This is a genomic window from Tardiphaga sp. OK246 (assembly GCF_900188215.1).
Classification (GTDB): Bacteria; Pseudomonadota; Alphaproteobacteria; order Rhizobiales; family Xanthobacteraceae; genus Tardiphaga; species Tardiphaga robiniae.
This window is the reverse complement of sequence record NZ_FZOX01000005.1, coordinates 531,849-557,005: the sequence shown is the minus strand read 5'-3', so window position 1 is coordinate 557,005 and position 25,157 is coordinate 531,849. Positions and strand designations below refer to the sequence as shown.

Annotated in this window: 24 protein-coding genes; 16 read left to right on the top strand and 8 right to left on the bottom strand. The window is 61.3% G+C overall.

Translation table 11 applies throughout. From position 1 onward, the window contains the following. Window positions 1–85: 85 nt before the first annotated feature. The gene (locus CHC01_RS24020) at window positions 86–1,075 is read right to left on the bottom strand and encodes a Bug family tripartite tricarboxylate transporter substrate binding protein (RefSeq protein WP_089266855.1); all 990 of its coding nucleotides are present in this window, start codon (window positions 1,073–1,075) and stop codon (window positions 86–88) included. Window positions 1,076–1,300: 225 nt separating this feature from the next. On the opposite strand from CHC01_RS24020, the gene CHC01_RS24015 reads away from it, so the two are divergent. After that, complete coding sequence (locus CHC01_RS24015; RefSeq protein WP_089266854.1) at window positions 1,301–2,359, top strand: ketopantoate reductase family protein; 1,059 nt, start codon at window positions 1,301–1,303, stop codon at window positions 2,357–2,359. 82 nt (window positions 2,360–2,441) lie between these two features. Here CHC01_RS24015 and greA read toward each other — a convergent pair whose 3' ends face one another. Further along, complete coding sequence (gene greA, locus CHC01_RS24010) at window positions 2,442–2,924, bottom strand: transcription elongation factor GreA (protein ID WP_089266853.1); 483 nt, start codon at window positions 2,922–2,924, stop codon at window positions 2,442–2,444. A gap of 340 nt (window positions 2,925–3,264) precedes the next feature. Between greA and CHC01_RS24005 the strand changes: the two genes are divergently transcribed. After that, complete coding sequence (locus CHC01_RS24005) at window positions 3,265–5,133, top strand: dihydroxy-acid dehydratase domain-containing protein (protein ID WP_089266852.1); 1,869 nt, start codon at window positions 3,265–3,267, stop codon at window positions 5,131–5,133. 181 nt (window positions 5,134–5,314) lie between these two features. On the opposite strand, the gene CHC01_RS32025 is transcribed toward CHC01_RS24005, so the two are convergent. Next, window positions 5,315–5,671 carry a hypothetical protein gene (locus CHC01_RS32025; protein WP_141137156.1) on the bottom strand — a complete coding sequence of 119 codons (357 nt, stop codon included), beginning with the start codon at window positions 5,669–5,671 and terminating at the stop codon, window positions 5,315–5,317. 460 nt (window positions 5,672–6,131) lie between these two features. Here CHC01_RS32025 and CHC01_RS23995 point away from each other — a divergent pair, with 460 nt between their 5' ends. The 7 genes from CHC01_RS23995 (at window position 6,132) to CHC01_RS23965 (ending at window position 17,012) form a co-directional block, all read left to right on the top strand. After that, window positions 6,132–6,866 carry an outer membrane protein gene (locus tag CHC01_RS23995; protein ID WP_089266850.1) on the top strand — a complete coding sequence of 245 codons (735 nt, stop codon included), beginning with the start codon at window positions 6,132–6,134 and terminating at the stop codon, window positions 6,864–6,866. A 190-nt stretch (window positions 6,867–7,056) separates the two neighbouring features. Beyond that, window positions 7,057–9,201, top strand: coding sequence for a methyl-accepting chemotaxis protein (locus tag CHC01_RS23990; protein WP_089266849.1), 2,145 nt, complete (start codon window positions 7,057–7,059; stop codon window positions 9,199–9,201). 120 nt (window positions 9,202–9,321) lie between these two features. Further along, the gene (gene bioB / locus CHC01_RS23985; protein ID WP_089266848.1) at window positions 9,322–10,374 is read left to right on the top strand and encodes a biotin synthase BioB; all 1,053 of its coding nucleotides are present in this window, start codon (window positions 9,322–9,324) and stop codon (window positions 10,372–10,374) included. An 87-nt stretch (window positions 10,375–10,461) separates the two neighbouring features. After that, a complete protein-coding gene (locus CHC01_RS23980; RefSeq protein ID WP_089266847.1) occupies window positions 10,462–11,526 on the top strand; it encodes an MBL fold metallo-hydrolase in 1,065 nt (354 codons plus the stop codon). Window positions 11,527–11,688: 162 nt separating this feature from the next. Then, window positions 11,689–12,918, top strand: a complete 1,230-nt coding sequence (gene hemA, locus CHC01_RS23975; RefSeq protein ID WP_089266846.1) for a 5-aminolevulinate synthase — start codon at window positions 11,689–11,691, stop codon at window positions 12,916–12,918. 132 nt (window positions 12,919–13,050) lie between these two features. Next, window positions 13,051–13,380: a GlpM family protein gene (locus CHC01_RS23970; protein WP_068732644.1), complete on the top strand. Its 330-nt coding sequence runs from the start codon at window positions 13,051–13,053 to the stop codon at window positions 13,378–13,380. Between the two features lie 113 nt (window positions 13,381–13,493). Beyond that, window positions 13,494–17,012, top strand: a complete 3,519-nt coding sequence (locus CHC01_RS23965; RefSeq protein WP_089266845.1) for a PAS domain-containing hybrid sensor histidine kinase/response regulator — start codon at window positions 13,494–13,496, stop codon at window positions 17,010–17,012. Between the two features lie 5 nt (window positions 17,013–17,017). On the opposite strand, the gene CHC01_RS23960 is transcribed toward CHC01_RS23965, so the two are convergent. Continuing rightward, entirely contained in the window at window positions 17,018–17,695 is a 678-nt protein-coding gene (locus tag CHC01_RS23960) for a response regulator (RefSeq protein ID WP_068732722.1), read from the bottom strand. A gap of 412 nt (window positions 17,696–18,107) precedes the next feature. On the opposite strand from CHC01_RS23960, the gene CHC01_RS23955 reads away from it, so the two are divergent. Then, complete coding sequence (locus tag CHC01_RS23955; RefSeq protein WP_374725619.1) at window positions 18,108–19,760, top strand: MFS transporter; 1,653 nt, start codon at window positions 18,108–18,110, stop codon at window positions 19,758–19,760. Between the two features lie 101 nt (window positions 19,761–19,861). Here CHC01_RS23955 and CHC01_RS23950 read toward each other — a convergent pair whose 3' ends face one another. After that, the gene (locus CHC01_RS23950) at window positions 19,862–20,332 is read right to left on the bottom strand and encodes a secondary thiamine-phosphate synthase enzyme YjbQ (RefSeq protein ID WP_089266843.1); all 471 of its coding nucleotides are present in this window, start codon (window positions 20,330–20,332) and stop codon (window positions 19,862–19,864) included. 91 nt (window positions 20,333–20,423) lie between these two features. Between CHC01_RS23950 and CHC01_RS32730 the strand changes: the two genes are divergently transcribed. Further along, a complete protein-coding gene (locus tag CHC01_RS32730) occupies window positions 20,424–20,564 on the top strand; it encodes a hypothetical protein (RefSeq protein WP_176454694.1) in 141 nt (46 codons plus the stop codon). A 15-nt stretch (window positions 20,565–20,579) separates the two neighbouring features. Here the strand turns inward: CHC01_RS32730 and CHC01_RS23945 are convergent, their stop codons facing one another. The 3 genes from CHC01_RS23945 to CHC01_RS23935 form a co-directional block, all read right to left on the bottom strand. Then, complete coding sequence (locus CHC01_RS23945; protein WP_089266842.1) at window positions 20,580–20,801, bottom strand: DUF6894 family protein; 222 nt, start codon at window positions 20,799–20,801, stop codon at window positions 20,580–20,582. A 143-nt stretch (window positions 20,802–20,944) separates the two neighbouring features. Further along, window positions 20,945–21,481 carry a hypothetical protein gene (locus CHC01_RS23940; protein ID WP_374725577.1) on the bottom strand — a complete coding sequence of 179 codons (537 nt, stop codon included), beginning with the start codon at window positions 21,479–21,481 and terminating at the stop codon, window positions 20,945–20,947. A gap of 56 nt (window positions 21,482–21,537) precedes the next feature. Next, a complete protein-coding gene (locus tag CHC01_RS23935) occupies window positions 21,538–22,161 on the bottom strand; it encodes a 2-hydroxychromene-2-carboxylate isomerase (RefSeq protein WP_089266841.1) in 624 nt (207 codons plus the stop codon). Window positions 22,162–22,436: 275 nt separating this feature from the next. On the opposite strand from CHC01_RS23935, the gene CHC01_RS23930 reads away from it, so the two are divergent. The 5 genes from CHC01_RS23930 to CHC01_RS23910 all read left to right on the top strand — a co-directional run bounded on the left by CHC01_RS23930 (window position 22,437) and on the right by CHC01_RS23910 (window position 25,094). Continuing rightward, window positions 22,437–22,814, top strand: coding sequence for an AtpZ/AtpI family protein (locus CHC01_RS23930; protein ID WP_089266840.1), 378 nt, complete (start codon window positions 22,437–22,439; stop codon window positions 22,812–22,814). Window positions 22,815–22,918: 104 nt separating this feature from the next. Continuing rightward, window positions 22,919–23,668 carry a F0F1 ATP synthase subunit A gene (locus CHC01_RS23925; protein WP_089266839.1) on the top strand — a complete coding sequence of 250 codons (750 nt, stop codon included), beginning with the start codon at window positions 22,919–22,921 and terminating at the stop codon, window positions 23,666–23,668. A 73-nt stretch (window positions 23,669–23,741) separates the two neighbouring features. Then, window positions 23,742–23,969 (top strand): F0F1 ATP synthase subunit C, encoded by a 228-nt coding sequence (locus tag CHC01_RS23920; RefSeq protein ID WP_068732626.1) that lies wholly within the window; start codon window positions 23,742–23,744, stop codon window positions 23,967–23,969. A gap of 62 nt (window positions 23,970–24,031) precedes the next feature. Next, on the top strand, window positions 24,032–24,601 hold the full coding sequence (locus CHC01_RS23915; protein WP_089266933.1) for a F0F1 ATP synthase subunit B family protein: 570 nt from the start codon (window positions 24,032–24,034) through the stop codon (window positions 24,599–24,601). A gap of 4 nt (window positions 24,602–24,605) precedes the next feature. Continuing rightward, entirely contained in the window at window positions 24,606–25,094 is a 489-nt protein-coding gene (locus tag CHC01_RS23910; RefSeq protein ID WP_068732624.1) for a F0F1 ATP synthase subunit B family protein, read from the top strand. The last annotated feature ends 63 nt before the right edge of the window (window positions 25,095–25,157 follow it).

The window sequence follows — 25,157 nt, the reverse complement described above, 5'->3', positions numbered from 1 at the left end:
TCTTTTTCTTCTTGAAGACAAGAACTGGATTGCCGCGTCGCTTCGCTCCTCGCAATGACGAACGTTAATTCAATCCAGCCGGTGGTCAGACCGGCTGCAAACCGAGCGCCTGCGCTGCCTCGATCCAGACCGGCAGCTCCTTCTGATACAGCGCATTGGTCTCCTTGAAGCCGAGCGCCGGTTCGAGCACGAAGGTCTTCAGCACTTCCTTCACTTTCGGATCGCTGTTGGCGGCGACGCAAAGCTGCGACAACCGATCGACGATCGGCTGCGGTGTCGCCTTGGGCACAGCCCAGCCCGTGAAGCCACTCACCGTGAAGAACTTCGACGTCGCGCCCTGCTCGGGCAGCGTTTTCACATTCGGGACGGCGTCGACCTTCTTCGAATGCACGGCGAATGGCACGCCGCGGTCGCTCTGCAGCACACTTTGTGACGCAGTGTAGCTGCCCATCGCGAAATCGATCGAGCCTTCCGCCAATCCGGTCCACATCGGTGCTTCACCGCGATAATGGATCGGCTCGATCTTGAGGCCATACTGCTTGTTGAGTTCGTTGATCGTCATATGCGGCGCCGAACCGACGCTATAGGTGCCGAAGTTCACCTTGTCGTTCTTGCGCGCGAAGGCGACGAAGTCCTCCAGCGTCTTGACGCCCGACTTCGGACTGGCGACCAGCGGCAATCCGGCGCCGGGAATGACGCTGACCAGCGTCAGATCCTTGTCCATGTCGTAGCCGGGCGTCTTCAGCATCACCCGGTTCATCACATAGGTGGTCGAGATCGAGCAGAGAAGCGTGTGACCGTCTGGCTCGGCGCGCGCGACCTCCGCTGTGCCAATGGCGCCGGATGCGCCGGCCTTGTTTTCGATGACGACAGTCTGTCCGACCTGTTTGGAAATATATTCGCCGAAGGCGCGCGCGAGCAGATCGGTCTGCCCGCCGGCAGGATAACTACAGATCATGCGGATCTGCCGCGACGGCCAGGCGGCTTGCGCCGAAACATCGCGCGCGACGAATGGCATGGCGGCAGCTGCCGACCCGGCAGCAATGAAGTGACGACGATTGATGATCGCAGACATGTTTCCCTCCGTTGTTTTTTATGACGGTACCCGATCGCTCCCTCATTCGCCACGACGATAGGCGGGACAGATTGGCGCATTGGAAAAGCAAATCACTTCCAGCTCTGCACCTATCGGCTCACGCCATCTGGATCGCAGCGCGGCAGTGCAGTAGTGTCCGCGCCAACTAAAAATGCCGGACCGTTCGGATCTGGCGCGCACACATCACGTGAGGGACGAAACACCATGGCGCGGAATATTCTGATTCTCGGAGCTTCCTACGGCTCGTTGCTGGCGACGAAGCTCTTGATGGCCGGTCACAACGTGACCCTCGTGTGCCGGAAGAAGACCGCCGAACTCATCAATCGCGATGGTACTGAAGTGCGCATCAAACTGCGCGACGAACCGAACCACCGCGCCATCTTCTCACGCGACCTGCCAGGCAAACTGGATGCGACCTCACCGGATCAGGTCGACATATCGCGCTACGATCTGGTCGGCCTTGCGATGCAGGAGCCGCAATATACCAACCACACGATCCGCGTGCTGATGATCAAGATCGCCGCGGCGAAGCTGCCTTGCCTGTCGATCATGAACATGCCGCCGCTGCCCTATCTCAAGCGCATTCCGGGGCTGGCCGACATGAAGCTCGAAGAGGCCTATACCAATGCCCAGGTATGGGAACGCTTCGACCCGGGACTGGTGACGCTGTGCTCGCCCGACCCGCAGGCCTTCCGGCCGCCGGAAGAAGCGGCGAATGTCCTTCACGTCGGCCTGCCGACGAATTTCAAGGCATCGGCCTTTGCCGATCCGGCTCACAACAAGCTGCTGCGCGAACTCGAAGCCGACATCGACGCCGTGAAGCTCGACGGCCAGGACGTGCCGGTGAAGCTGAAAGTATTCGACTCGCTGTTCGTGCCGCTGGCGAAATGGTCGATGCTACTCACGGGCAACTATCGCTGCATCACGCCTGAAGAGCCGCAGTCGATCCGCGAGGCCGTTCACGGCGACCTGAAAGTGTCGCAGTCGATCTACGAGCATGTCGATGCCGTGGCGCGGCGTCTCGGCGCTGATCCCGAAGATCAGGTGCCGTTCGCCAAATACGCTAAGGCAGCGGAGAGCCTGCTCAAGCCGTCATCGGCGGCCCGGGCTGTCGCGGCTGGCGCGCCGTTTATCGAGCGGGTCGATCTTCTGGTGAAGCTGATTTCGCATCAGCTCGGCATGACCAATGCAAATATCGATCGCACGGTCGAGGTCGTCGATCAGAAGCTCAACGAGCGGCTGGAGTCCAGCGCGGGAATCTGACGCGCTGGCGTGACGGCGCTGCGATCCAGTACCGGCTTCGCGACTGACATCAGACGCGAAGCTACCGCCGCGACGGCATCCTCTATTCGATCGATATGATCTCGAGCTCCTGGGCGCCCGCGCCGACGATGTCACCGACGGCCTTGCCCATCAGCGATTTCGCCACCGGGGACACGAAGGAAATCGAACCGGCCTTGGGATCCGCTTCGTCCTCGCCCACGATCCGATAGGTCTGCACACGCCCGTCATTGCGGCTGAAAGTCACCGTGCTCCCAAAGGCTACGGTGTCGGTCGATGTCGGAGCTGGAACGAGTTGGGCCGTGCGGACACGGGCCGCGAAATAGCGCATGTCCCGCAACGGGATTGCCGCCTGCCGCCGCCGTTCGTTCACGTCGTCGATCGCGCTCGCGGCGTCATGCGCCTCGCGGGCCTGCTGGAGCTGCGTCTCCAGCGCCTGCAAACCTGCCTCGGTCACGAGGTTCGGATGAGGCGAGATCGGGCGATCGGGCAGCAGGGTTTCCGCAGCCGTTTCGGCACTTTCTTCCTTGGTGAAGGCAACGCTCAATCTCGAACTCCGTATCGACGCGATCCGCTGTGACGGCGCAGGAAGCGATTACCCCATTGGTTTGTCAAAACCATGCAGAAATAGCCTGATCGCGTAAATGGCACCCGGAATTTTGCTGCTTTGCGGCACCGGACGGCGACAAGGCAGCCTTGTTCCAGCGGAGGGGCAATCCGATTGTGTTTGCGATCTTCGGGGGTTATGCACTGGCTAGACCGATCCTAAATTGGATCGTGGACGGACCCTGCCCTGACCGCAGGGTCTGACATGCGCCAATGCCGAGCGCCGGCGGCGGTGCATTCAAGCCTCGCAGATCAAGAACGCCGTCAGGAAGGAATTCGTCGTGTCCAAGTCGCCCGTCGTCACCATCGACAACCATCCCGGCCGCTCCGCGCAGACCATCGGCATTGCGCGCATACTCGGCACGGACGAGACGCTCATTCATGAGCCGTCGGTGGGCGTGGTGGGCACCAAGGGCGACAGCCAGTGCTATATGGGCGTGATGTCCAAGGTGGACGCGATCCATGAGAGCCTGAAGAAGCGCATCGGTCGCGGCGAAGGCCAGTTGCCCTATCGCCTGGTGCAGCCGGAATACACCATCGCGACCTCGGACGGCATCCGCAACGGCACGCGCGAAATGCGCTATTCGCTGATCGGCCGCGAAGTGACCAACGACGCGCTGTCGGAGCATCTGAGTGCCACCGGCCTGCTCGGCACCATCGCCGTGGTCGCCTGCGACAAGCCGCCCGTCGGCGCGCTGGCCGCGCTGCTCGAACATAACGAGCCGTCGATAATCATGTCGGACGGCGCGATCCATCCCGGCACCGACCCGGAGACGGGCGAGAAGCTCGACATCGTCAGCGCCTATCAGGTCGCCGGCAATCCGGATGCCGAATATCGCCACCGCATCGCCTGCCATGCCTGCCCGGGTTATGGCTCTTGCGGCGGCATCTTCACCTACAACACCATGCAGACCTTCATCGGCGTGGTCGGCATGCAGCCGCTGCACATGGTGGCGCCGCCGTCGGACGATCCGCGCCGCGTCAAGGAATTCCCGGAGCAGCTGGTCAGCTATCTCGCCAACATGATCGCCAAGGGCATCAAGCCGCGCGACATCGTCAGCCGCGACTCGATCCGCAATGCGATGATCGTGTCGCTGGCGATCGGTGGCTCGACCAATGTGACGCTGCATGCGCCGGAAATCGCGCGCGCCGCAGGCTTTGCGGACTTCTGGAAAGAAGTGATGACGCCGGCGGAGTTCAACTACCTTTCGCAATATATCGTGCCGGTCCTCACCGACGCGCGGCCCTATGGCAAATATTCGATGGTCGATATCGATGCGGTCGGCGGCGTGCAGGTGATCGTGCGCGAGCTGATGGATGCCGGCCTGATCAATGGCGACGTGCTGACCTGCACCGGCGAAACGCTGGCCGAGCAGATCAAGCGCCTGGAGACCAAGCCGGCCGACGGCCGTGTCGTCTATACTGTCGCGAAGCCCTACAAGCCGACCGGCGGGTTGCGCGTGCTCGGCGGCAACCTGTCGCCGGAATTCTCCGCCATTCTCAAGCTCGCCGGCGTCGAAGGCGGACTCGAGGACAATCGCTTCCGCGGCACCGCGCGTGTGTTCGAAGGCGAGCGTGGCCTGCTGCAGGCGCTCGACCAGCATCCGGAGAAATTCCAGAACCACGACATGGTCATCGTGCGCTACGACGGCCCCGTGGGTGCGCCCGGCATGCCGGAAATGCTCGACCCGACCTCGCGCATCACCACCCTATGCCGCGAGCGCAACATCGTCGTGGGTCTCATGACCGATGCACGCTTCTCCGGCGGCTCGGTGGGTCTGGTCATCGGCCATGTCGGGCCGGAAGCCGCACTCGGTGGTGCCATCGGGTTGATCGAGGACGGCGACGAGATCATCGCCGATCTCAATCTCAACGAACTCAACTGCACGCAGCTGCAGGACCCCGCCATCTATGCCAAGCGCAAGGCGGCATGGGAGAAGGTGGTCGCGGACAATGGCGGCATCCATCCGAGCTGCGGCGAGGCTGATACTCGGCTCTTGCATCGCGCGCGCACAAGCGCCGTGCCCGCCACCCGCGGCGCCGGCCTGCATCCGAACCGCGAGGTTTGGGTGCGCAACCAGCGCGAGGCCACACGCTCCGGTTTCGTGCCGAAAAATACGCATCGTCCGGAAGCCAACAAGGCTTTCTAGACCTGAGGACGGGCAGTTAGGGCCGGGTTTGCTGCAAAGCTCCCGGCCTGAGCCATTTCCCGTCATCTTCCATCAGCTCTTCCCAAAGCAGCTGGAGCATTTTTCTTGACTGGAAGCACGATCTCTCGACAAACGAACTCGTTTGTCGGCGAAAACCTCATCCACTCTTCGGGGTCATGCCCTAACCGTCTCCTGCTTCAAGCATTTTGAGCGCCTCGCGGTTATCGGCGGCGCGCGCATCGTCGATGTAAGCGACGAGCAACCGGTTGATGGCGACCGAATCAAGCAGCCTGAATTCGCGGGGCCTGATCCAGCCATCGAAATAGCGGTCGATATAACCGATGGCGCTATCGCGCTCCTCCACCCAGTTCGGCCCGATCAGGCCTTGGGGGTGCGGTTCCCAGTAGCAGGAAATGAGGTGGCCGCCCTGGGCACCACCTTGGGCAGAGTGGCCAAGGATTCGCTGACCGTCGCGTGGCGCTTCACTCATCGGCCGAAGGAAGTGGCCGTATTCACGTAAAATCCGCTCAACCTGCATGCAACGCGATTCCATTCCCGGAGGCGCCGACCGACACCACGCAAACATCTAACGGGTCGCGCGTTTTTTGTTTCCCATGACAGACCGATCGGTGTCATCACGCAGCCGGCATTCGCACAGCGGTTTGAGACGTTCCAAAACGTGATGTGGGAGGTTGCAGGCGACGCAGATAAAGCGCTGTAGTTTTGCCGATCACAATAAATCGATCTAGAGCAAAACCAAACTGCTGCGGGTTAGCGCGAGCAGGTACGCTGGTCCGCCAAACCTCTGTAAATTAAGGCATCTTTCAGCTTTTATTAAGGCGTCGATAAGCATGCCGTTGCGCCAATCCAGATCGTGTCGGGTTGTCGATTGCTGTGGCGAATGGGTGACAGCATTTTACGCAAAAGCTGTCTAAGTCCACGCCATAGACGGAGCGAACGCGCTCTCGCTCTAAAATGGTTTTCTGGAGAAGAAGAAAATGAAGAACTTCCTGATGGGCACCGTTGCCCTGATCGCCCTGGGCGCCTCGGTTCCGGCAATGGCCGCTGACCTCGCTGCTCGTCCCTACACCAAGGCTCCGGCTTACGTTGCCGCTCCGATCTACAACTGGACCGGTTTCTACATCGGCGGTCACGTCGGCGGCGCGTTCAATGGTTCGAACGGCTTCGGCGGCACCTCCGACAATTCGGATGGCCGTTTCCTCGGCGGTCTGCAGATCGGCGCTGACTACCAGTTCGCTCCGAACTGGGTCGTTGGTATCGAAGGTCAGTACAGCTGGGTTGGTTCGAACAACACCAACGTCGCTTTCCTCACCACGCCAGGCGTCACCTACAACCTGAACCAGAAGGGCCTCGGCTCGGTTACCGGTCGTATCGGTTACACTTGGGGTCCGGCACTGCTCTACGTGAAGGGCGGCTACGCTTACTCCGACTACAGCGAATCGCTGGTCACCACCGCTGGTGGCGTTCCGGTTGCCTTCGCTGGCGGCACCAAGCATGACGGTTACACCGTCGGCGCCGGCCTCGAATACCTGTTCACCCAGAACTGGTCGGGCAAGGTTGAGTACCAGTACTACGACTTCGGCAAGACCACTTTCGCTGCTCCGTCGCCGGCTGGCATCGTCGGCCTGTCGTCCAAGAACGACGAGCACACCGTCAAGGCTGGCCTGAACTACCGCTTCAACTGGGGTGGCCCGGTTGTTGCGAAGTACTGAGCTTCGCGCCTGATTTCAGGCTCTTAACTACGGAAAGGCCGGCGGAAACGCCGGCCTTTTTCGTTTTACCCTTTGGTAACCTCGCAAGCCCCGCGACAGCCAAAGGTTGCCGATTTACCCGAATATTAACTCGGTACCTACATACTCTCTACGCGATCCGCCACCAGGACGGTGGACGCGGGGGGAATCAATGGCACTGACGTCGTTCATCGGAAAATTCGGACGGTTTCGTTTCTCGCGGCCCCGTTGGGGCATTCGCGGCAGCCTGTTCGCCGCCTTCGCTGTTATCGCGGGCATGGCGATCCTGATCAGTGCCGGTGCCGGCATGATTCTCGGTCAGCTCGGCGGCATGATGACGGACCTGAACGGCCGGGACATTCCGAAACTGACCGCCAGCCTTCAACTGGCCACCGCCAGCGAGAGCCTTGCCAGCCAGGGCCCGATGCTGCTGGCATCGAGCAGCCCCGACGTTCTGAAGGAACGCTCGCAGCGCATGCGCGATACGCACAAGATTGCAGTCGAGAAGCTCGACACCATCGCCAAGCTCGGCGCCGACAAGGCCGTGGTCGCCGCCCTGGCCGATACCGTCAAGAACATCGAAGACACGATTCGCAGCCTTGGCGCTGCCACCCAGGAACGTCTCGACGCCGTCGCCCAACATCAGAAGCAATACGACTCCCTGCGCGCCGCTGCAGCAAACTTCGTCAAGATGTCGGAGCCAGCCGCCACCGACGCCCAGAACGTGATGAACGACACGCTGCGGGCAACAGTCTTCTCGGCCGAAGATTCGGGCGAAGCCGCGCGAGTCATCGTGCAGGTCGGCGAAGTCGTCGCCAGCACCAACCTGATCTCGTCCGATCTGATGGCCGCACTGTCTGCCGGCTCGTCCGAAGCGCTCTCTCCGATCGAAGACAACTTCAAGGCCGCCCAGACTCGCGTCAAATCCAATCTCGATGCTCTCGTCGGCATCAAGGGGACCAAAGAACTCAAGGAAGCCGCCCTGCAGCTGCTGGCGATCGGTGACGGCAAGAACAGCGTCTTCAAGGTGCGCCAGAAAGAGATGGACACCGTCGAATATGGCGAACTCATTCTCGACGAGACGCGCAAGCTCAATGTCGGCCTCGGCATGAGCGTCAAGCAACTGGTCGACAAGGTACGCAGCGAGACCGATGCCGCCACGACACAGGCACAGACGACAATCACGCTCGCGACGCAGGTGATGCTCGGCCTCGGCGCGCTGACGCTGATCGGATCGGCATTGTTCGTCTGGCTCTATGTCGGCCGCAGCATCCTGCGCCGGCTCGCGCAATTGCAGCGCGCGATGCAGCGGCTGTCCAGCGGAGATCTCGACACCGAGATCGCCCGCAGCCGCCAGCAGGACGAAATCGCGGCGATGGCGGGCACGCTCGAAGTGTTCCGCGACAGCATGATCAACGCCCGCGCGCTCAGCGCGGAGCAGGATCAGGACCGCATTGCCAAGGGCGAACGCACGTCGCGCATCGAAGCCCGCATCGTCGACTTCGAGAGCAAGGTGCGCAATGCTTTGGAGAAGCTGCAGAGCTCGGCCGATTCCATGCAATCGACCGCGCAGAGCATGACGGCTACGGCCGATCGCTCCAGCGCGCTGGTCAGCGCCGTCGCATCGGCCGCAGAGGAAACCTCGGTGAACGTCCAGACGGTCTCGGCCGGGACCGAGCAGCTGTCGTCATCGATCAACGAGATCAGCCGACAGGTCGTAACCTCAACCGAAATCGCCGCAAAGGCCGTCAACGAGGCCGGCGAAACCGATGCAACGATGCAGGGTCTGGCCGATAACGCCAATCGCATCAGCGTGGTGATCGATCTGATCCAGACCATCGCGTCGCAGACCAACCTGCTGGCGCTCAACGCGACCATCGAGGCGGCACGCGCGGGCGATGCAGGCCGCGGTTTCGCCGTGGTGGCCTCCGAGGTGAAGAGCCTTGCCGATCAGACCGCAAAGGCCACCGACGAGATTCGCACCCAGATCGTCTCGATGCAGCAGGTCACGTCCACCGCGGTCGGTGCGATCCGCAACATCGGGCAGACCATCGCCGAGATCAATCACGTCAGTGCTGCCATCGCGACCGCCGTTGAACAGCAAGGTGCGGCAACACGCGAGATCGCGCGCAACATCCAGCACGCCGCCGGCGGCACCAGCGAAGTGTCGAGCAACATCGTCGGCGTCAGCGATGCATCGACGCAGGCCGGCACGGCTGCCAACGACGTGCTCGGCGCCTCGGGTGAACTGCGCCGCGAGGCCGACGTTCTTCGCGGTGAAATCGACGAATTCCTGTCGAGCATCCGCGCGGCATAGGAGCGGCGATCCAGCGCATGGCTGCACCCGGCCAGCGTCATTGCTCCAACCCTCAAAATCATGGACTGCTTTCACAGCAGCCCATGATCGGTGGCTGCGCAGAATGTAAGGATTGCGTGAATGCCCCCAACTCCCTCTGCATGGACATCGACCGAACTGCGCCACGACTGGCAACGCCATGAAGCCCAGGCACTCTATGATTTGCCGTTTGCAGACCTGATTTTTCAGGCGCAGAGCACCCACCGCAGCAATTTCGATCCGAATCACGTCGAGACTGCGAGCCTGCTCAGCATCAAGACCGGCGGCTGCGCGGAAGATTGCGGTTATTGCTCGCAAAGCGCGCACTACAACACTGACGTCAAGGCGACCAAGCTAATGGACCGCGACGCCGTGGTTGCCACGGCGCAGCGCGCAAAGGATGCCGGTGCGAGCCGCTTCTGCATGGCCGCGGCCTGGCGCAATCCCAAGGACAAGGATCTCGACCGCGTATGCGACATGGTCAGCGCGGTGAAGGATCTCGGCCTCGAGACCTGCGCGACGCTGGGCATGCTCACGGAAGATCAGGCCAAACGCCTGCAGGACGCCGGTCTCGACTTTTACAATCACAATGTCGATACCTCGCCGGAGTTCTACGGCAAGATCATCACCACGCGTACGATGGAAGATCGCATCGAGACATTGGCGCGGGCGCGCCATGCCGGCCTCAAGGTCTGCTGCGGCGGTATCATCGGTATGGGCGAGCAGGTCGAGGATCGTCTGGGCATGTTGATGCTGCTGGCCAACCTGCCGCATCATCCGGACAGCGTGCCGATAAATATGTGGAACGAAGTGAAGGGCGTGCCGGTCAACGACACCGCCGAACGCCCGGATCCAATCGCGCTGGTCCGCATGATCGCCGTGGCGCGTATCATGATGCCGAAGAGCGTGGTGCGGCTTTCCGCCGGACGGCAATATATGACTGATGAACTGCAGGCGCTGTGCTTTGTGGCCGGTGCCAATTCGATCTTCATCGGCGACGTGCTGCTGACCACGAAAAACCCCCAGAGCGACCGCGACGCCAACCTGCTGGACCGGCTCGGCATGACCTCGCGGCTCGACGACGTGAGCGGAAAGAGCACGGCGGCTCTTCCGGTTACCGCTTCAGCACAGGCCGATATGCGCGCCAGCGCATAAACCCATGCCCTGCGCCAGCCGAATTTGTGCTGGCGCAGGGGTCCTTGGCCCGCTAAGCCGGATGAAAAGGACATTGTGACAGAACCGATGCATTCGAAAACAGACGCCAGCACAAAGCCAGCCGACGACCTCCGATATCCCTGGGAGAACCATCCCGGGACCGATCAGGTGGTCGAAATCGCCCCGGGCGTTCTCTGGATCCGGCTCGACCTGCCGTTTCGCCTCAACCATGTGAACATCTATCTGCTGGCCGACGGCGACGGCTGGGCCATGGTGGATACCGGCATCGGCAATGACGCCACCATCGCTGCATGGACGAAACTGTTCGAAGGTCCGCTGAAGGGCAAGCCGATCAGCAAGGTGATTGTCACCCACGCGCATCCCGATCATGTCGGCCAGGCCGGCTGGATGGTGCAGCGGTTCAACTGCCCCTTCTATATGTCGCAAGTCGAATATCTGCAGGGCGTCTATCACCAGCACCGCCGAACCGAAGAGCGCATCGTCAATATGCGGCAGTTCTTCCATCGCCACGGCATGGATGCAGATATCACCGAGCAATTGCTCGGCCGCGGCCAGGAGTATCTGAAAAAGACGGTGCCACTGCCGGCGGCCTATCGCCGGTTGTCTGACGGCGACGATCTCGTGATCGGCACGCGCACCTTCCGCGTGCTCACCGGCGCCGGCCATTCACCGGATCAGGTGATGCTGTATTGCGAAGCCGATAAACTGTTCCTGTCGGCCGATCAGGTGCTGAGCAAGATCTCGCCCAATGTCAGCGTCTGGGCGCATGAGCCCGACGAGAATTCGCTCGGCTCCTATCTGCATTCGCTGAAGCGTCTCGCCGATACGCTACCCGACGATGTGCTGGTGCTCCCGGGTCATGGCGTGCCGTTTCATGGCCTCAAGATCCGCATCAAGCAGCTCGCAGACCATCACGAAGAGCGCTGCCAGATGATCGCCGCCGCATGCAAGGATACCGGCAAGACCTCGGCCGAGCTGGTGCCGGTGGTGTTTCACAAGCACAAGCTCGATGCCCACCAGACCGGATTTGCCGCCGGCGAATTGATCGCTCACGTCAATCACATGCTGGCGCAGAAGCGGCTGACCTCGACAATGGGCGCCGATGGCATGCTGCGGTTCAAATCGGCGTAACCTGCAGCGCAGCAAAAATTCGTGAATGACCTCAGGCTCTTGATGTACATCAAAAGCCGCGACGCTTAGTCAAATTGACCAATTGCGCCTCGACAGCCAAGCTGGAAAAGCTCTAAAACGCACCTGACGCTGGGTTCGGGTTTCGTTTTTGGGTCTTTTGCGATGGATTACAGCAAGTTCTTCAGTGACGCGCTCAATCGTTTGCATGACGAGCGCCGCTATCGTGTCTTCGCCGACCTCGAGCGCATTGCCGGTCGGTTCCCGCATGCGGTCTGGCACACGCCGCAGGGCCCGCGCAATGTCGTGATCTGGTGCTCCAACGATTACCTCGGCATGGGCCAGCACCCGAAAGTGGTCGGCGCCATGGTCGAAACCGCGACCCGCGTCGGCACCGGTGCCGGCGGCACCCGCAATATCGCAGGCACCCATCATCCGCTGGTGCAGCTCGAGGAAGAACTCGCCGACCTCCACGGCAAGCAGGCGGCGCTGCTCTTCACCTCGGGCTATGTCTCGAACCAGACCGGCATTTCGACGCTCGCCAAGCTGATGCCGAATTGCCTGATCCTGTCCGACGCACTGAATCATAACTCGATGATCGAAGGCATCCGGCAGGCCGGCTGCGACCGCGTCGTGTTCCGTCACAACGACGTCGCGCATCTCGAGGAACTGCTGAAGGCCGCCGATCCCGCGCGGCCGAAGCTGATCGCCTGCGAGAGCCTGTATTCGATGGACGGCGACGTCGCACCGCTGGCTGCGATCTGCGATCTCGCCGAACGTTACGGCGCGATGACCTATGTGGATGAAGTCCATGCGGTCGGCATGTATGGCCCACGCGGCGGCGGCATCGCCGAGCGCGATGGCGTGATGCACCGCATCGACGTGCTGGAAGGCACGCTCGCCAAAGCCTATGGCTGCCTCGGCGGCTATATCGCAGCAAACAAGGACATCGTAGACGCCGTGCGCTCCTATGCGCCGGGCTTTATCTTCACCACCGCATTGCCGCCGGCGATCTGCTCGGCCGCGACTGCTGCGATCAAACACCTGAAGAGCTCGAGCTGGGAACGCGAACGCCATCAGGACCGCGCTGCGCGGGTCAAGGCGATCCTCACCGCGGCCGGCATTCCGGTGATGTCCACCGACACCCATATCGTGCCGGTGTTCGTCGGCGATGCCGAACTTTGCAAGAAGGCCTGCGATCTGCTGCTCGAAGATCACGGCATCTACATCCAGCCGATCAACTACCCGACCGTCGCCAAGGGCGCCGAGCGCCTCCGCATCACGCCGTCGCCCTATCACGACGACGTGCTGATCGATCATCTCGCAGAATCGCTGCTGCAGGTGTGGGATGAACTCGGCCTGCCACTGCGCACCAAGGCGCTGGCAGCGGAGTAATCCTCTCACGGCCGTCATTGCGAGCGCAGCGAAGCAATCCAGAGGCCCGAAGCGAAGACTGGATTGCTTCGTCGCTATGCTCCTCGCGATGACGCGGAGAGAACGACGCCCGCCTCAAAACGAGTCACCATCATGGACATCATCTGGAAAGGTATTCTCGGCGGACTGCTCACCGCCCTGATTGCCTGGTTGTCCAAACGGGGCAACACGCTGCCCGGCATTCTGCCGTTGTTTCCGACCTTTGCGATCATTGCGCTCCTCATCGTCGGCGCAAAAGGCGACAGCGCGGGCTTCCGGGAAGCCTGCATGGCCGGCGCGAAGACCATTCCGGCCTATCTCGCTTTTCTCGGCATCTGCTATCTCACGGTCGGCACGTTCGATTACCGCCTCGCTCTGCTGGCCGGCGTGACCGCGTGGCTGTTCATTATCCTGATCGCCTTTTTCGGCCCGCGCTGGATTTAACGACGATCCGGCATTCCCCGGCGTCCGGCCAAATCCCTGTCGCCTGCACCGGCGCAACCGGCTAGATTTTCGCCTGACGGACGGGCTTCAGCCCGCCAAAGGGAGCACGCACGATGCTGCACGACTGGGGCGTGATTGTTGCCGCCCTCTGCTACATCGGATTTCTGTTTTGCGTCGCCAGCTATGGCGACCGGATCGCGCTTTTCCAGAGCGGCCGCGCCAAGGCCGTCATCTATCCGCTGTCGCTGGCGATCTATTGCACGTCATGGACGTTCTTCGGCTCGGTCGGCGTGGCCAGCCGGACCAGCGTGGATTTCCTCGCGATCTATGTCGGGCCGATCCTGTTCTTTGCCTTCTTCTCGCCCGTGCTGCGGCGTGTGATCCACCTCGCCAAGACCCAGAACATCACCTCGATCGCCGACTTCATCGCCGCGCGTTACGGCAAGAGCCAGGCCGTCGCCGCCACCGTGGCCGTGATCGCCATCATCGGTTCGGTTCCGTACATTGCGCTGCAGCTGAAAGCCGTCGCGTCGTCGTTGGAAACGATCCTCGGCGAGGACAAGGCCATTGCCGGCGTTCCCATCGTCGGCGACATGGCACTGGTCGTGACTCTCGCAATGGCGATGTTCGCCGTGCTGTTCGGCACAAGGCAGACCAATGCGACCGAGCATCAGCACGGCTTGATGCTCGCCGTGGCGACCGAATCCATCGTCAAGCTGGTGGTGTTCATCATCGCCGGCGCCTTCGTGACATTCTGGATGTTCGGCCCCTCGGAGCTGGTCGAGCGCGCGATGAAGACACCGGAGGCGATGCGCGCCATCAACTATGTCCCGTCGTTCGGCAATTTCCTCACGATGGTGCTGCTGTCGTTCTGCGCCATCATGCTGCTGCCCCGGCAGTTCCACGTCAGCGTCGTCGAGAATTCCAGCGACTCCGAAGTGAGCCGTGCGCGCTGGCTGTTTCCCACCTATCTGATCGCCATCAACCTGTTCGTCATTCCGATCGCCCTGGCGGGCCTCGTGACCTTTCCGTTCGGCGCCGTCGACAGCGACATGTATGTGCTGGCGCTGCCGATCGAAGCCGGCTCCAGCGCACTCAGCATGGCGGTGTTCATCGGCGGTTTATCGGCTGCCACCGCGATGGTGATCGTCGAATGCGTTGCGCTGGCCATTATGGTGTCCAACGATATCGTGTTGCCACTGGTCTTGCGGCGCGGACCGCAGACGCAGAATGAGCAGACCGACTTCGGCAACTTCCTGCTCAAGGCAAGGCGGTTTTCGATCTTCGCCATCATGGTGATGGCCTATTTCTATTTCCGCGCACTCGGCAATACGCAACTGGCCGCCATCGGCCTGCTGTCATTTGCCGCCATCGCGCAACTCGCTCCGGCTTTCTTTGGCGGGCTGATCTGGCGGCGCGCGACTGCCCGTGGCGCCATGGGCGGCATGGTGGTCGGCTTCATCGTCTGGGCCTATACGCTGTTCATCCCGAGCTTCCTTGAAGGCAGTACCGCAGGCGTCCTGTTCCTGCAGCACGGCCCGTTCGGCATCGAGGCGCTGCGGCCACAGGACCTGCTCGGCACTGAATTGCCACCGCTGCTGCACGGCACGCTCTGGAGCCTGTCGCTCAATATCCTGACCTATATCGTGCTGTCGCTGATGCGGGCGCCGTCGTCGATCGAACGGCTGCAGGCTGACGTCTTCGTGCCGAACACACTGGCGCCGATCACACCGGCATTCCGGCGCTGGCGGACCACGGTGACGGTGCAGGACATTCTCAGCACCGTGACCCAATATCTCGGCCCGGACCGCGCGCGCGAATCCTTCGATGCTTTCGCCACGCGTCGCCGTGTCGATCTCGATCCGGCCGCACCTGCGGATTTCGAACTGCTGCAGCACGCAGAATATCTGATCGCGTCATCGATCGGCGCAGCCTCATCCCGCGTGGTGATGTCGCTGCTGCTGCGCAAGCGTACGGTGTCGGCCAAGGCGGCCTTGAAGCTGCTCGACGATTCCCACGCGGCGCTGCATTTCAATCGCGAAATTCTGCAGACTGCGCTCAATCACGTCCGCCAGGGCATCGCCGTCTTTAACCCCGACCTGCAGCTCATCGTCTCCAACCGGCAGTTCGGCGAACTGCTCGGCCTCCCACCGCAGATCGTGCAGATCGGCATTCCGCTCCGGGAGATTCTGGAATTCATCGGCATCCAGAGCGCGTCGCCTTATGGCGACAACGAAACCCTGACGCAGGCGCGGTTGGCTGCCTACACCACCGAGGGCGAGCCTTATCTTGAACGTCTTCAGGACCGCCAGATCGTCATCGAGGTACGCACCAACAAGATGCCCGATGGCGGGCTCGTGCTCACCTTCTCCGACGTCACGCCCAGCTTCGAGGCAGCAGAGGCGCTGGAGCGCGCCAACGCCACGCTGGAAAAACGCGTCCGCGACCGCACCGAGGAGCTGACACGGCTGAATTCCGAACTGGCGCTCGCCAAGAGCACTGCGGAAGATGCCAACATCTCCAAGACCCGCTTTCTGGCCGCTGCCAGCCACGACATTCTACAGCCGCTCAATGCCGCACGGCTCTATGTCACCAGCCTGGTCGAGCGAAAGAGCGGCGGCGAGGACGCGCGGCTGGTCGAGAATATCGACGACTCGCTGGAGGCCATCGAGGAAATCCTCGGCGCCCTGCTCGACATCTCACGCCTCGATGCCGGCGCCATGAGTCCCGCGATTTCGAGTTTCCGCATCGGCGACCTGATGCGCTCGCTCGAGATCGAATATGCACCGATCGCGCACGCCCGCGGCGTCAAGCTCACATTCGTGCCGTGCTCACTGCCCGTGGAATCCGATCGCCTGATGCTGCGCCGTCTTCTGCAGAACCTGATCTCGAACGCGATCAAATACACGCCGCATGGCCGCGTGCTGGTCGGCTGCCGGCGCCGCGGCAAGGCCTTGCAGATTGGCATCTACGATACCGGCGTCGGCATTCCGATCCTCAAACGTGGTGAGATTTTCAAGGAATTTCACCGGCTCGAACAGGGTGCGCGGATCGCGCGTGGCCTCGGGCTCGGCCTGTCGATCGTCAAGCGCCTCGCGCATGTGCTCAATCACGGCATCGCGCTGGATTCCAATCGTAGCGGCGGCTCGTTCTTCTCGGTGACGGTGCCCGTGGCCAAGGCGATCAATCACACCACCGCGGTCACCAGCGCGACGCCGCTGTCGAAGTCACCGATGTCGGGCACGCTCGTTGTCTGTATCGAGAACGACATGGCGATTCTCGACGGCATGAAGACGCTGCTGCAGGCCTGGGGAGCCGAGGTCGTCGCTGTCCCTGATCCGGAAGCCGCGATGAATGCGATTGCCGAAATCCAGGCCTCAGGCCGACGCCTCACCGGCTTGCTGGTCGATTACCATCTCGATCGCGGCAACGGCGTCGCCGCGATCCGGGAAATCCGCAACCGTTTCGGCAAGGAAATTCCGGCCATCCTGATCACCGCCGACCGCAGCCCGCATGTGCAATCGGCTGCACGGCAGGACAAGATCGCCGTGCTGAACAAGCCGGTCAAACCGGCGTCGCTGCGTGCGCTGCTCGGGCAATGGCGCACGCAGCAGATGATCGCGGCGGAATAGTCCGATTATTGCGGCGTCTGTTCGCCCTGACGCCACTGGCCGCCGGCGATCTTCGCCGCGGCGATGACGGCCTGGGTGCGGCTCTCGACACCGAGCTTCTGCAGGATCGCCGAGACATGCGCCTTGATGGTCGCCTCGGACACGCCGAGCTCATAGGCGATCTGCTTGTTGAGCAGTCCCTGCGATAGCATCATCAGCACGCGAACCTGCTGCGGCGTCAGCGTTACCAGCCGATCGCGCAGTTTGCTCATTTCCGGATCGGCCGCTGCGGACATGTCGACGTCCGGTGGAACCCAGACGTCGCCATCCATCACGCGCACGATGGCATCGCGCAGCGTATCGACCCCGAAGCGCTTTGGAATAAAGCCGGACGCGCCAAAGTCGAGCGATTGGCGGATCGTACCGACGTCATCGCTGGCGGAGACGATAACCACCGGAATCGCGGGATACTGTGCTCGGAGGTAAATCAGTCCCGAGAATCCTGATATCCCCGGCATCGACAGATCGAGCAGGATCAGATCGACGTCGGAATCCTGTTCCAGCAGTTTGGTCAGATCCTCGAACGTACCGGCTTCATCGACCGTGGTCGTCGGCAGCACACTGCTGACCGCCTGCCGCAATGCACCGCGGAACAACGGATGATCGTCGGCAATAATGAGGCGCGAGGGAGCGATAACGGTCATCAAAATCCATGCAAAAATCTTGCGGCGAACCAGCGACCGCGTTGAGACGACGCGCAAAAGCGCATTTCGCCACAAGTGTCCCCCGCGCGACAACGTCTTGCAAGCGCCCAATGCTGCCACGCGGTAAATTGGTGAACGCGGGCCATTGTGCGGCGCAATATTTCATATGCACGCGCACGTCCGGAAGGACGTTTTCGCCACTGCGACGTCTGCGCACAGCCCCCTTGCGCACGGCCTAAAGTCGTATTGGGTCGCATTTCCCCGCAATGCTACCTTTTGCATCGAAGTTCTCTGCAATGAGCCGACAGAAGTTCGGCGCAGCGAGCGAGAAGCCACAATAAATTTTGCAACGGATTTGGGGAGCGATTCAAACATGTCCACCATCGCAGCTACATCGGCGAAAGCCCAGGGGATGACGAAGGACGAACGCTTCGTCATCTTCGCCTCCTCGCTCGGCACTGTTTTCGAATGGTATGACTTCTACCTGTTCGGCTCGCTGGCCGGCATCATCGGCGCGCAGTTCTTCGGCGTGATCGATCCCGCCACCAAGCTGCCGATGTTCAATCAGGCCACGCGCGACATCTTCGCGCTGCTGGCCTTCGCCGCGGGCTTCATCGTTCGTCCGTTTGGCGCCATCGTGTTCGGACGCGTCGGCGACATCGTCGGCCGCAAGTATACGTTCCTCGTCACCATCCTCATCATGGGCCTGTCGACGTTCATCGTCGGCATCCTGCCTAACGCAGCGACCATCGGCATCGCGGCTCCGATCATCCTGATCGGCCTGCGCCTGCTGCAGGGCCTTGCGCTCGGCGGCGAGTATGGCGGTGCGGCGACCTACGTGGCGGAGCACTCGCCGGCCGGCAAGCGCGGCTACTACACGTCGTTCATTCAGACCACGGCCACGCTCGGCCTGTTCCTGTCGCTACTCGTGATCCTGTTCACGCGGTCGGCGCTGGGTGAGCCTGAATTCGCCGCCTGGGGCTGGCGCATTCCGTTCCTGGTCTCGGTGGTTCTGCTCGGCATCTCGGTCTGGATCCGTCTGCGCCTGAATGAATCGCCCGTGTTCCAGAAGATGAAGGACGAGGGCAAGGGCTCCAAGGCTCCGCTCACCGAAGCCTTCGGCAACTGGAGCAACGCCAAGATCGTGCTGATCGCACTGTTCGGCGGCGTGATGGGCCAGGGCGTGGTCTGGTACACCGGCCAGTTCTACGCGCTGTTCTTCATGCAATCGATCCTCAAGGTCGACGGTTACACCGCGAATCTCCTGATCGCGTGGTCGCTGCTGCTCGGCACCGGCTTCTTCGTGTTCTGGGGCGCCCTGTCCGACAAGATCGGCCGCAAGCCGATCATTCTGGCAGGCTGCCTGATCGCAGCGCTGACCTTCTTCCCGATCTTCCGGATGATCACCACCAACGCCAACCCGACGCTGGAAAAGGCGATCGAGACCGTGAAGGTGGAAGTCGTTTCAGATCCCGCGCTGTGCGGCGATCTGTTCAACCCGGTCGGCACCCGCGTGTTCTCCACGCCTTGCGATACGGCCCGCGCCTATCTGGCCCAGTCGTCGGTCAAGTACTCGACCGCCTACGGTGCAGCGGGCTCGGGCGTGAAGGTCGTCGTCAACGGCAAGGACGTGCCCTACACCGCGGCTGCAGCGTCGAACCCGCAGGTTCTCGCAGCGGTTCAGGCGGCGGGCTATCCCAAGGCGGGCGACGCGCAGATCGTGAAGATGGCGCATCCGTTCGATATCTTCCGTCCGCAGGTCGCGGCGGTGATCGGACTGCTGTTCGTCCTGGTGCTGTTCGTGACCATGGTCTACGGGCCGATCGCGGCAATGCTGGTCGAACTGTTCCCGACCAAGATCCGCTACACCTCGATGTCGCTGCCCTATCACATCGGCAACGGCTGGTTCGGCGGACTTCTCCCGGCGACTGCCTTCGCCATCGTGGCCTCGACCGGCGATATCTATGCCGGCTTGTGGTACCCGATCATCTTCGCGGCAATCACCGTGGTCGTCGGCTTCTTCTTCCTGCCGGAGACCAAGGACGTCGATATCAGCGCGAACTAATCTCGCCAAGCCGGCAGCCTGGCTGCCGGCGGACACGACGACAACAAACCGGCCGCGGAGCAATCCGCGGCCTTTTTTTTGTTTCAGCAGATCTGCGAGCGTCAGGTCGCGCCGACGAACTGCAGCACCACCTCGCGGCGATGCGGGCGGGCGCGGTGTTCGATCAGATAGATGCCCTGCCAGGTTCCAAGCGCGAGCTTGCCTGACAGAACGGGAATGTGCAGCGAGGTTGCGGTCAGCATGGTACGAACATGCGCCGGCATGTCGTCGGGACCCTCCGTATCGTGCGTCCAGTCAAAATCCTGAGGCGCAAGACGATCGAGTGTTGTCATGAGATCGACCAGCACGGAAGGATCAGCGTTTTCCTGGATGGTGAGCGACGCTGAGGTATGGCGGATGAACAGCGTCAACGCACCTTCACGGGCGTCGATCTCGCTCAGGAATTTGCCGACCTCGCGGGTGATATCGATGAAGCCGGCACCGGATGTCTGCACAGTCAGCAGTGACGACATCACGGTCTCGACACGAACTGAAGACGGCGCACTGCGCGTGATGGATCTGGCAGATGTCACGACACTAACCTTTCGACTGGCAAACCTTCTGATGAACCAAAACGCGCATATGGCGTTCCCACTTCAATCTGGATGAACAATGGAAAACGCCATGAAGCCTAAGACATCAAGGGACATTCCGGGGCCGGGGCCACGCAAGGACGAACAGCGTGTGCAGGAGAAAGCTGTCATCAAGGACGCAGACAAGACAGATCAAGCCGACCGCGACGATATCGGGCTCGACCGCAAATAAGAGCTGCGCTCTGCGTTAATCGTCGGAGCTAACCACATCTGCGCGGTGAATTTCCTCGCCCTCCTCGTTGCGGACGGAAATGGCGAAGTGCTTGCCGCGGAGCTCGGGCCTGATCTTGTAAATATCGCCCGCGAGCTTGTCGGCGACCTCAGCGGCCAGCAATTCATTGCGCAAAATCTGCCCGGAAGCGTCGGGCACGGTCGTCCCATCGACGAGATCAAAATAAAATCTCGGCATCAAAGTGCTCCCTTAAGTCGAAAAACGTACGATTTGGCTCCTCTCTGCTAGTACCGAATTATTCTCGATATCGCGGCAAAAGGCGCTGCGATAATACCAGTCAGCTATGTGAGCGCTGCCATCCGGCGCTAAACTCGCAGCGCTCAGATCTTCCCGCTGGAATCGCGCTGGATGCGGCTGGCCATGTCGACAAGGCGACGCCACGCGTTTTCGACAAAGGCCATCACCCGATCGACGTCGCGTTCGCTCGGCAGCGGAATCTCGATCTTCCTCTCGCCATCCGCACTCCCTGGTTTTCCGGGCTTCAGCGAATCCTGCTTCGGGAGCGCTTCATCGGTCTTGCCGGCGACGGCTGGACCGCGCTGGGCAAGCTCCGCCTTCAGTCTGTCGTTGTCCCTCTGCAACCGCCCGATCTCGGTATCGAGCGCGGCACGTTCATCCGGCAAGACATAGCAGGCCCAGCCGGATCCCTTATCCGTGCATGTCGAAACCGTGCCGGTGCGGGTATCCAGGCGGATGACGCCTTCAGCGATCGGCGACAGCGAATAACGGCCATTCTCGATGTCCGGGAGGGCCTGCGCAGACGCACTGACGATCCCGGCCATCAGAACCGCGCCAACCCGCGCAGCGTACCGCATGGGCTGTCCGGGGGAGGCAAAACGCACCACAGCATTCTTCATGGAGATGCTCCGCGTTGCGAGTTCGGGGCGATAGCCGCCTTTACTCTCAAATGTGCTCAGATTTGAGATTTGAAAGGCGCTCGCTTCGCCTTCAACGCATCTGCCAGCAATTCGAGCCGGTCCTGGCCCCAAAATACTTCACCGTTGAGCACATAGGCGGGCGAGCCGAACACGTCGGCCGCAATCGCCTCCTGACGGTTCTGCTCATATTTCTCGGCGATCTCGCTGGACGCCGCGCGCTCTAGCAGTTTCGCGCCCGGCAGCCCCGAATCATCCGCCAGCCTGGTCAGCACGGCCGCGTCGCCGAGATTGAGCTGACCTTCCCAGACCGCAGGAAATGCGCGGCGCAGGAACGGGTCCGGATCGTGTCCAGCCTCAAGCGCCGCGATCACCAGACCATCGGCGAGTCGGCCATCGAATGGCCAGTTCTTTGGCTGCAGATGGAAATCGAGACCGCGCTTGTCGCGCCAGCGCTGCAATTCAAGCATCCGGTAGCGCTGCCGCACCGGATGACGCTTGCCCAGCGGAAGGCCGCCGGTTTCCGAAAACAGATCGCCGAGAAATACCGGCTTATGATTCACCTTGAGATCATAAGTACTTACGAGATCGCGAAAGAGCGTGTGGCCGATATAGGCCCAGGGCGATGGCAGCGAAAAATAGTAGTCGATCTCTTGAGACATTCCGGGCTCCGGCAGGGGCGTTTTCAAACTCTGCGGTACTCCAACAGCGCGCCCTGCGCCGTGCAAGATAGATCACCTCGAAAGTCACTCTTGCACTGCGGCGATCCCGCGCAGCGGGATTCGAATTTTGCCAATAAAATCAAGTGAATCAAGGCGCTAACAAGCGATCAGCGAATCTTGACTTGGCAAGATGCGCTAAGTATGGTCCGCCCGGCTTTGAAGGGTGATGGGGCGTTATTTCCAGCATTTGCAGCGTTATTTCGAGTGTCGCAAGCATGACGAACGGCACACGGGACGATGACAGTGAACGCAGAAACGATGGCAAATCGTCTCCCGATGAGGCTGCGCTTTCCGCAAGGCTCGGAAGTCTGAATCAGCGTCTGTCCAAACTTCAGGATGAGCGCAAACTTCAGACTGACCAATCCGAAACTGGAAGCGGAAACGCGCAGTCCAGGGCATCGGCCATGGCGGTGGGTCTCCGTCTTTCTTCGGAACTGGTCGCGGGCGTCGTCGTCGGAACGATTCTGGGCTGGGGCTTCGATCGTTTGCTGTCGACATCGCCGTGGGGCCTGATCGTTCTCATGCTGCTCGGTTTCGTCGCCGGCGTGATGAACGTGATGCGCTCGGCTGGTGTCGGGAAAAAAGCGGAATAAGAAATTCGCGCCCAAGACCTCTGCGTCGTTGGCGCAGCATTTGAGTGCCGGCTGTCCGGCAAGGAAACGCCGGACGTTCCGGCCGAATTGAAAGACCGACGTGGATGGCCGATCCGATCCATCAATTTGAGATCCACAAGATCTTCACCCTGGGCCATATCGGCAATCAGGAAATCGCCTTCACCAACTCATCGGCCTATATGTTCGGCGCCGTCGCCGTCGTGTCGCTGCTGATGATCGGCGGCAGCGCCGGACGTGCGTTGATCCCGAGCCGCTTCCAGTCGGTCGCCGAACTGTCCTTCGAATTCGTGTCGAATACGGTGCGCAGTAGCATCGGCGAAGAAGGGATGAAGTTCTTCCCGTTCGTGTTCTCGCTGTTCATGTTCATCCTGACGGCGAATCTGATCGGCATCATCCCCTATACCTTCACCGTCACCAGCCATCTGATCGTCGCCGTCGCGCTGGCATTGATGGTGTTCCTGACCGTGCTGCTCTACGGCCTCTACAAAAACGGTCTCGGCTTCTTCAAGCTGTTCGTGCCGCACGGTATTCCGATTTACATCCTGCCGCTGGTTACGGTGATCGAGGTGATCTCGTTCCTGTCCCGCCCGGTGTCGCATTCGGTCCGTCTGTTCGCCAACATGCTGGCCGGCCACATCACACTGAAGGTTTTTGCCGGCTTCGTGACCTCGCTCAGCGCACTCGGCGCACTCGGCATTTTCGGTTCGGTGCTGCCGCTGGCCATGACCACGGCGCTGACCGCGCTGGAACTGCTGGTCGCCTTCCTGCAGGCCTATGTGTTCACGATCCTGACCTGCATCTATCTCAACGACGCACTTCATCCGGGCCACTAACCGCGTTTTAGTGTTCTGGCGGAATTCCACCCCTCAACTGTCTTAATCCCCTATCCCAAGAAGGAGTTTTACTATGGATCCCATCGCAGCGAAGTACATCGGCGCCGGCATTGCTTGTCTCGGCATGGGTGGCGCTGGCATCGGCGTCGGCATGATCTTCAGCCAGTTCCTCAACGGTGCGCTCCGCAACCCGTCGGCTTCCCAGGGCCAGTTCGCTAACCTGATCTTCGGCTTCGCCGTGACCGAAGCGCTCGGCATCTTCTCGCTGCTGATCGCGCTGCTGCTGCTGTTCGCCGTCTAAGCTGAAAACGGATCCGGTTGCCGCTCCGTCCTGGAGCGCTTCCGATCGATAAGGAGACTGCTGTGGCTGAAGGTCAGGGCAAATCCAAGGGCGCCGATCACGGGACTGCCGCGCACACTGCGGCAGACGGTGGTCACAAGGCGTCGTTTCCGCCGTTCGAGAGCAACACCTTCGCTTCACAGCTGGTGTCGTTCGCGATCGCGTTCGGCTTGCTCTATCTGATCGTGTCGCGTCTGGCGCTGCCCCGCGTCGGCGGCGTGCTTGCGGCCCGTCAGCAGGTTCTCGATACGGACCTGAACGAAGCCGCCAAGCTCAAGGGCGATTCCGACGCTGCATTGAAGGCTTACGAAACCGAACTCGCCAATGCCCGCGCCAAGGCGCAGGCGATGGCGACCGAAGTTCGTGAGAAGCTCAATGCGGAACAGGAGCAGGCCAAGGCGAAGCTCGAAGAGAGCCTTGCCACCAAGCTTGCTGCAGCGGAGCAGACCATCGCCACCACCCGCGCAACGGCGATGGGCAATGTGCGCAGCATTGCTGCGGACACGGCCTCGGCGATCGTCGAACGCCTGACGGGCATCAGCCCGGATGCAGGCGCCGTCAACGCCGCGCTCGACGCGTCGCTGAAAGGATAAACGGATGTTCGGACTTCAAGCTGAATTCTGGGTCGCCGTCGCTTTTGTTCTTCTGATGGCGGTTTTCGGCTGGTTCGGTATTCACCGCACCATCCTGACGGCGCTCGATCACCGCAGCGTCCGCATCAAGCAGGAACTCGACGACGCCCGTCGCCTGCGTGATGAAGCCGCCGCGCTGCTCGCAGACTACAAAAAGCGTCATGCAGCGGCCGAGCGCGAAGCGCAGGACATCATCACGTCCGCCAAGGAAGAGGCCGAGCGCATTGCCGCGGAAGCCAAGACCAAGATGGAAGATTTTGTCGCTCGCCGCACCAAGAGCGCCGAAGGCAAGATCGCAATGGCGGAAGCCCAGGCTATCGCAGATGTTCGCGCAGCCGCAGCCGAAGCCGCAGTGAATGCCGCAGCCTCGGTACTGTCGCAGTCCGTAAAGGGCTCGGTGGCCGACGACCTGATCGCCAAGGGTATCGGCGAAGTTCGCTCCAAGCTGAACTAAGCGAAAGACTTCAAACTAAAAAAGCCGGCGCGAAATGATCGCGCCGGCTTTTTTGTTGGCTCG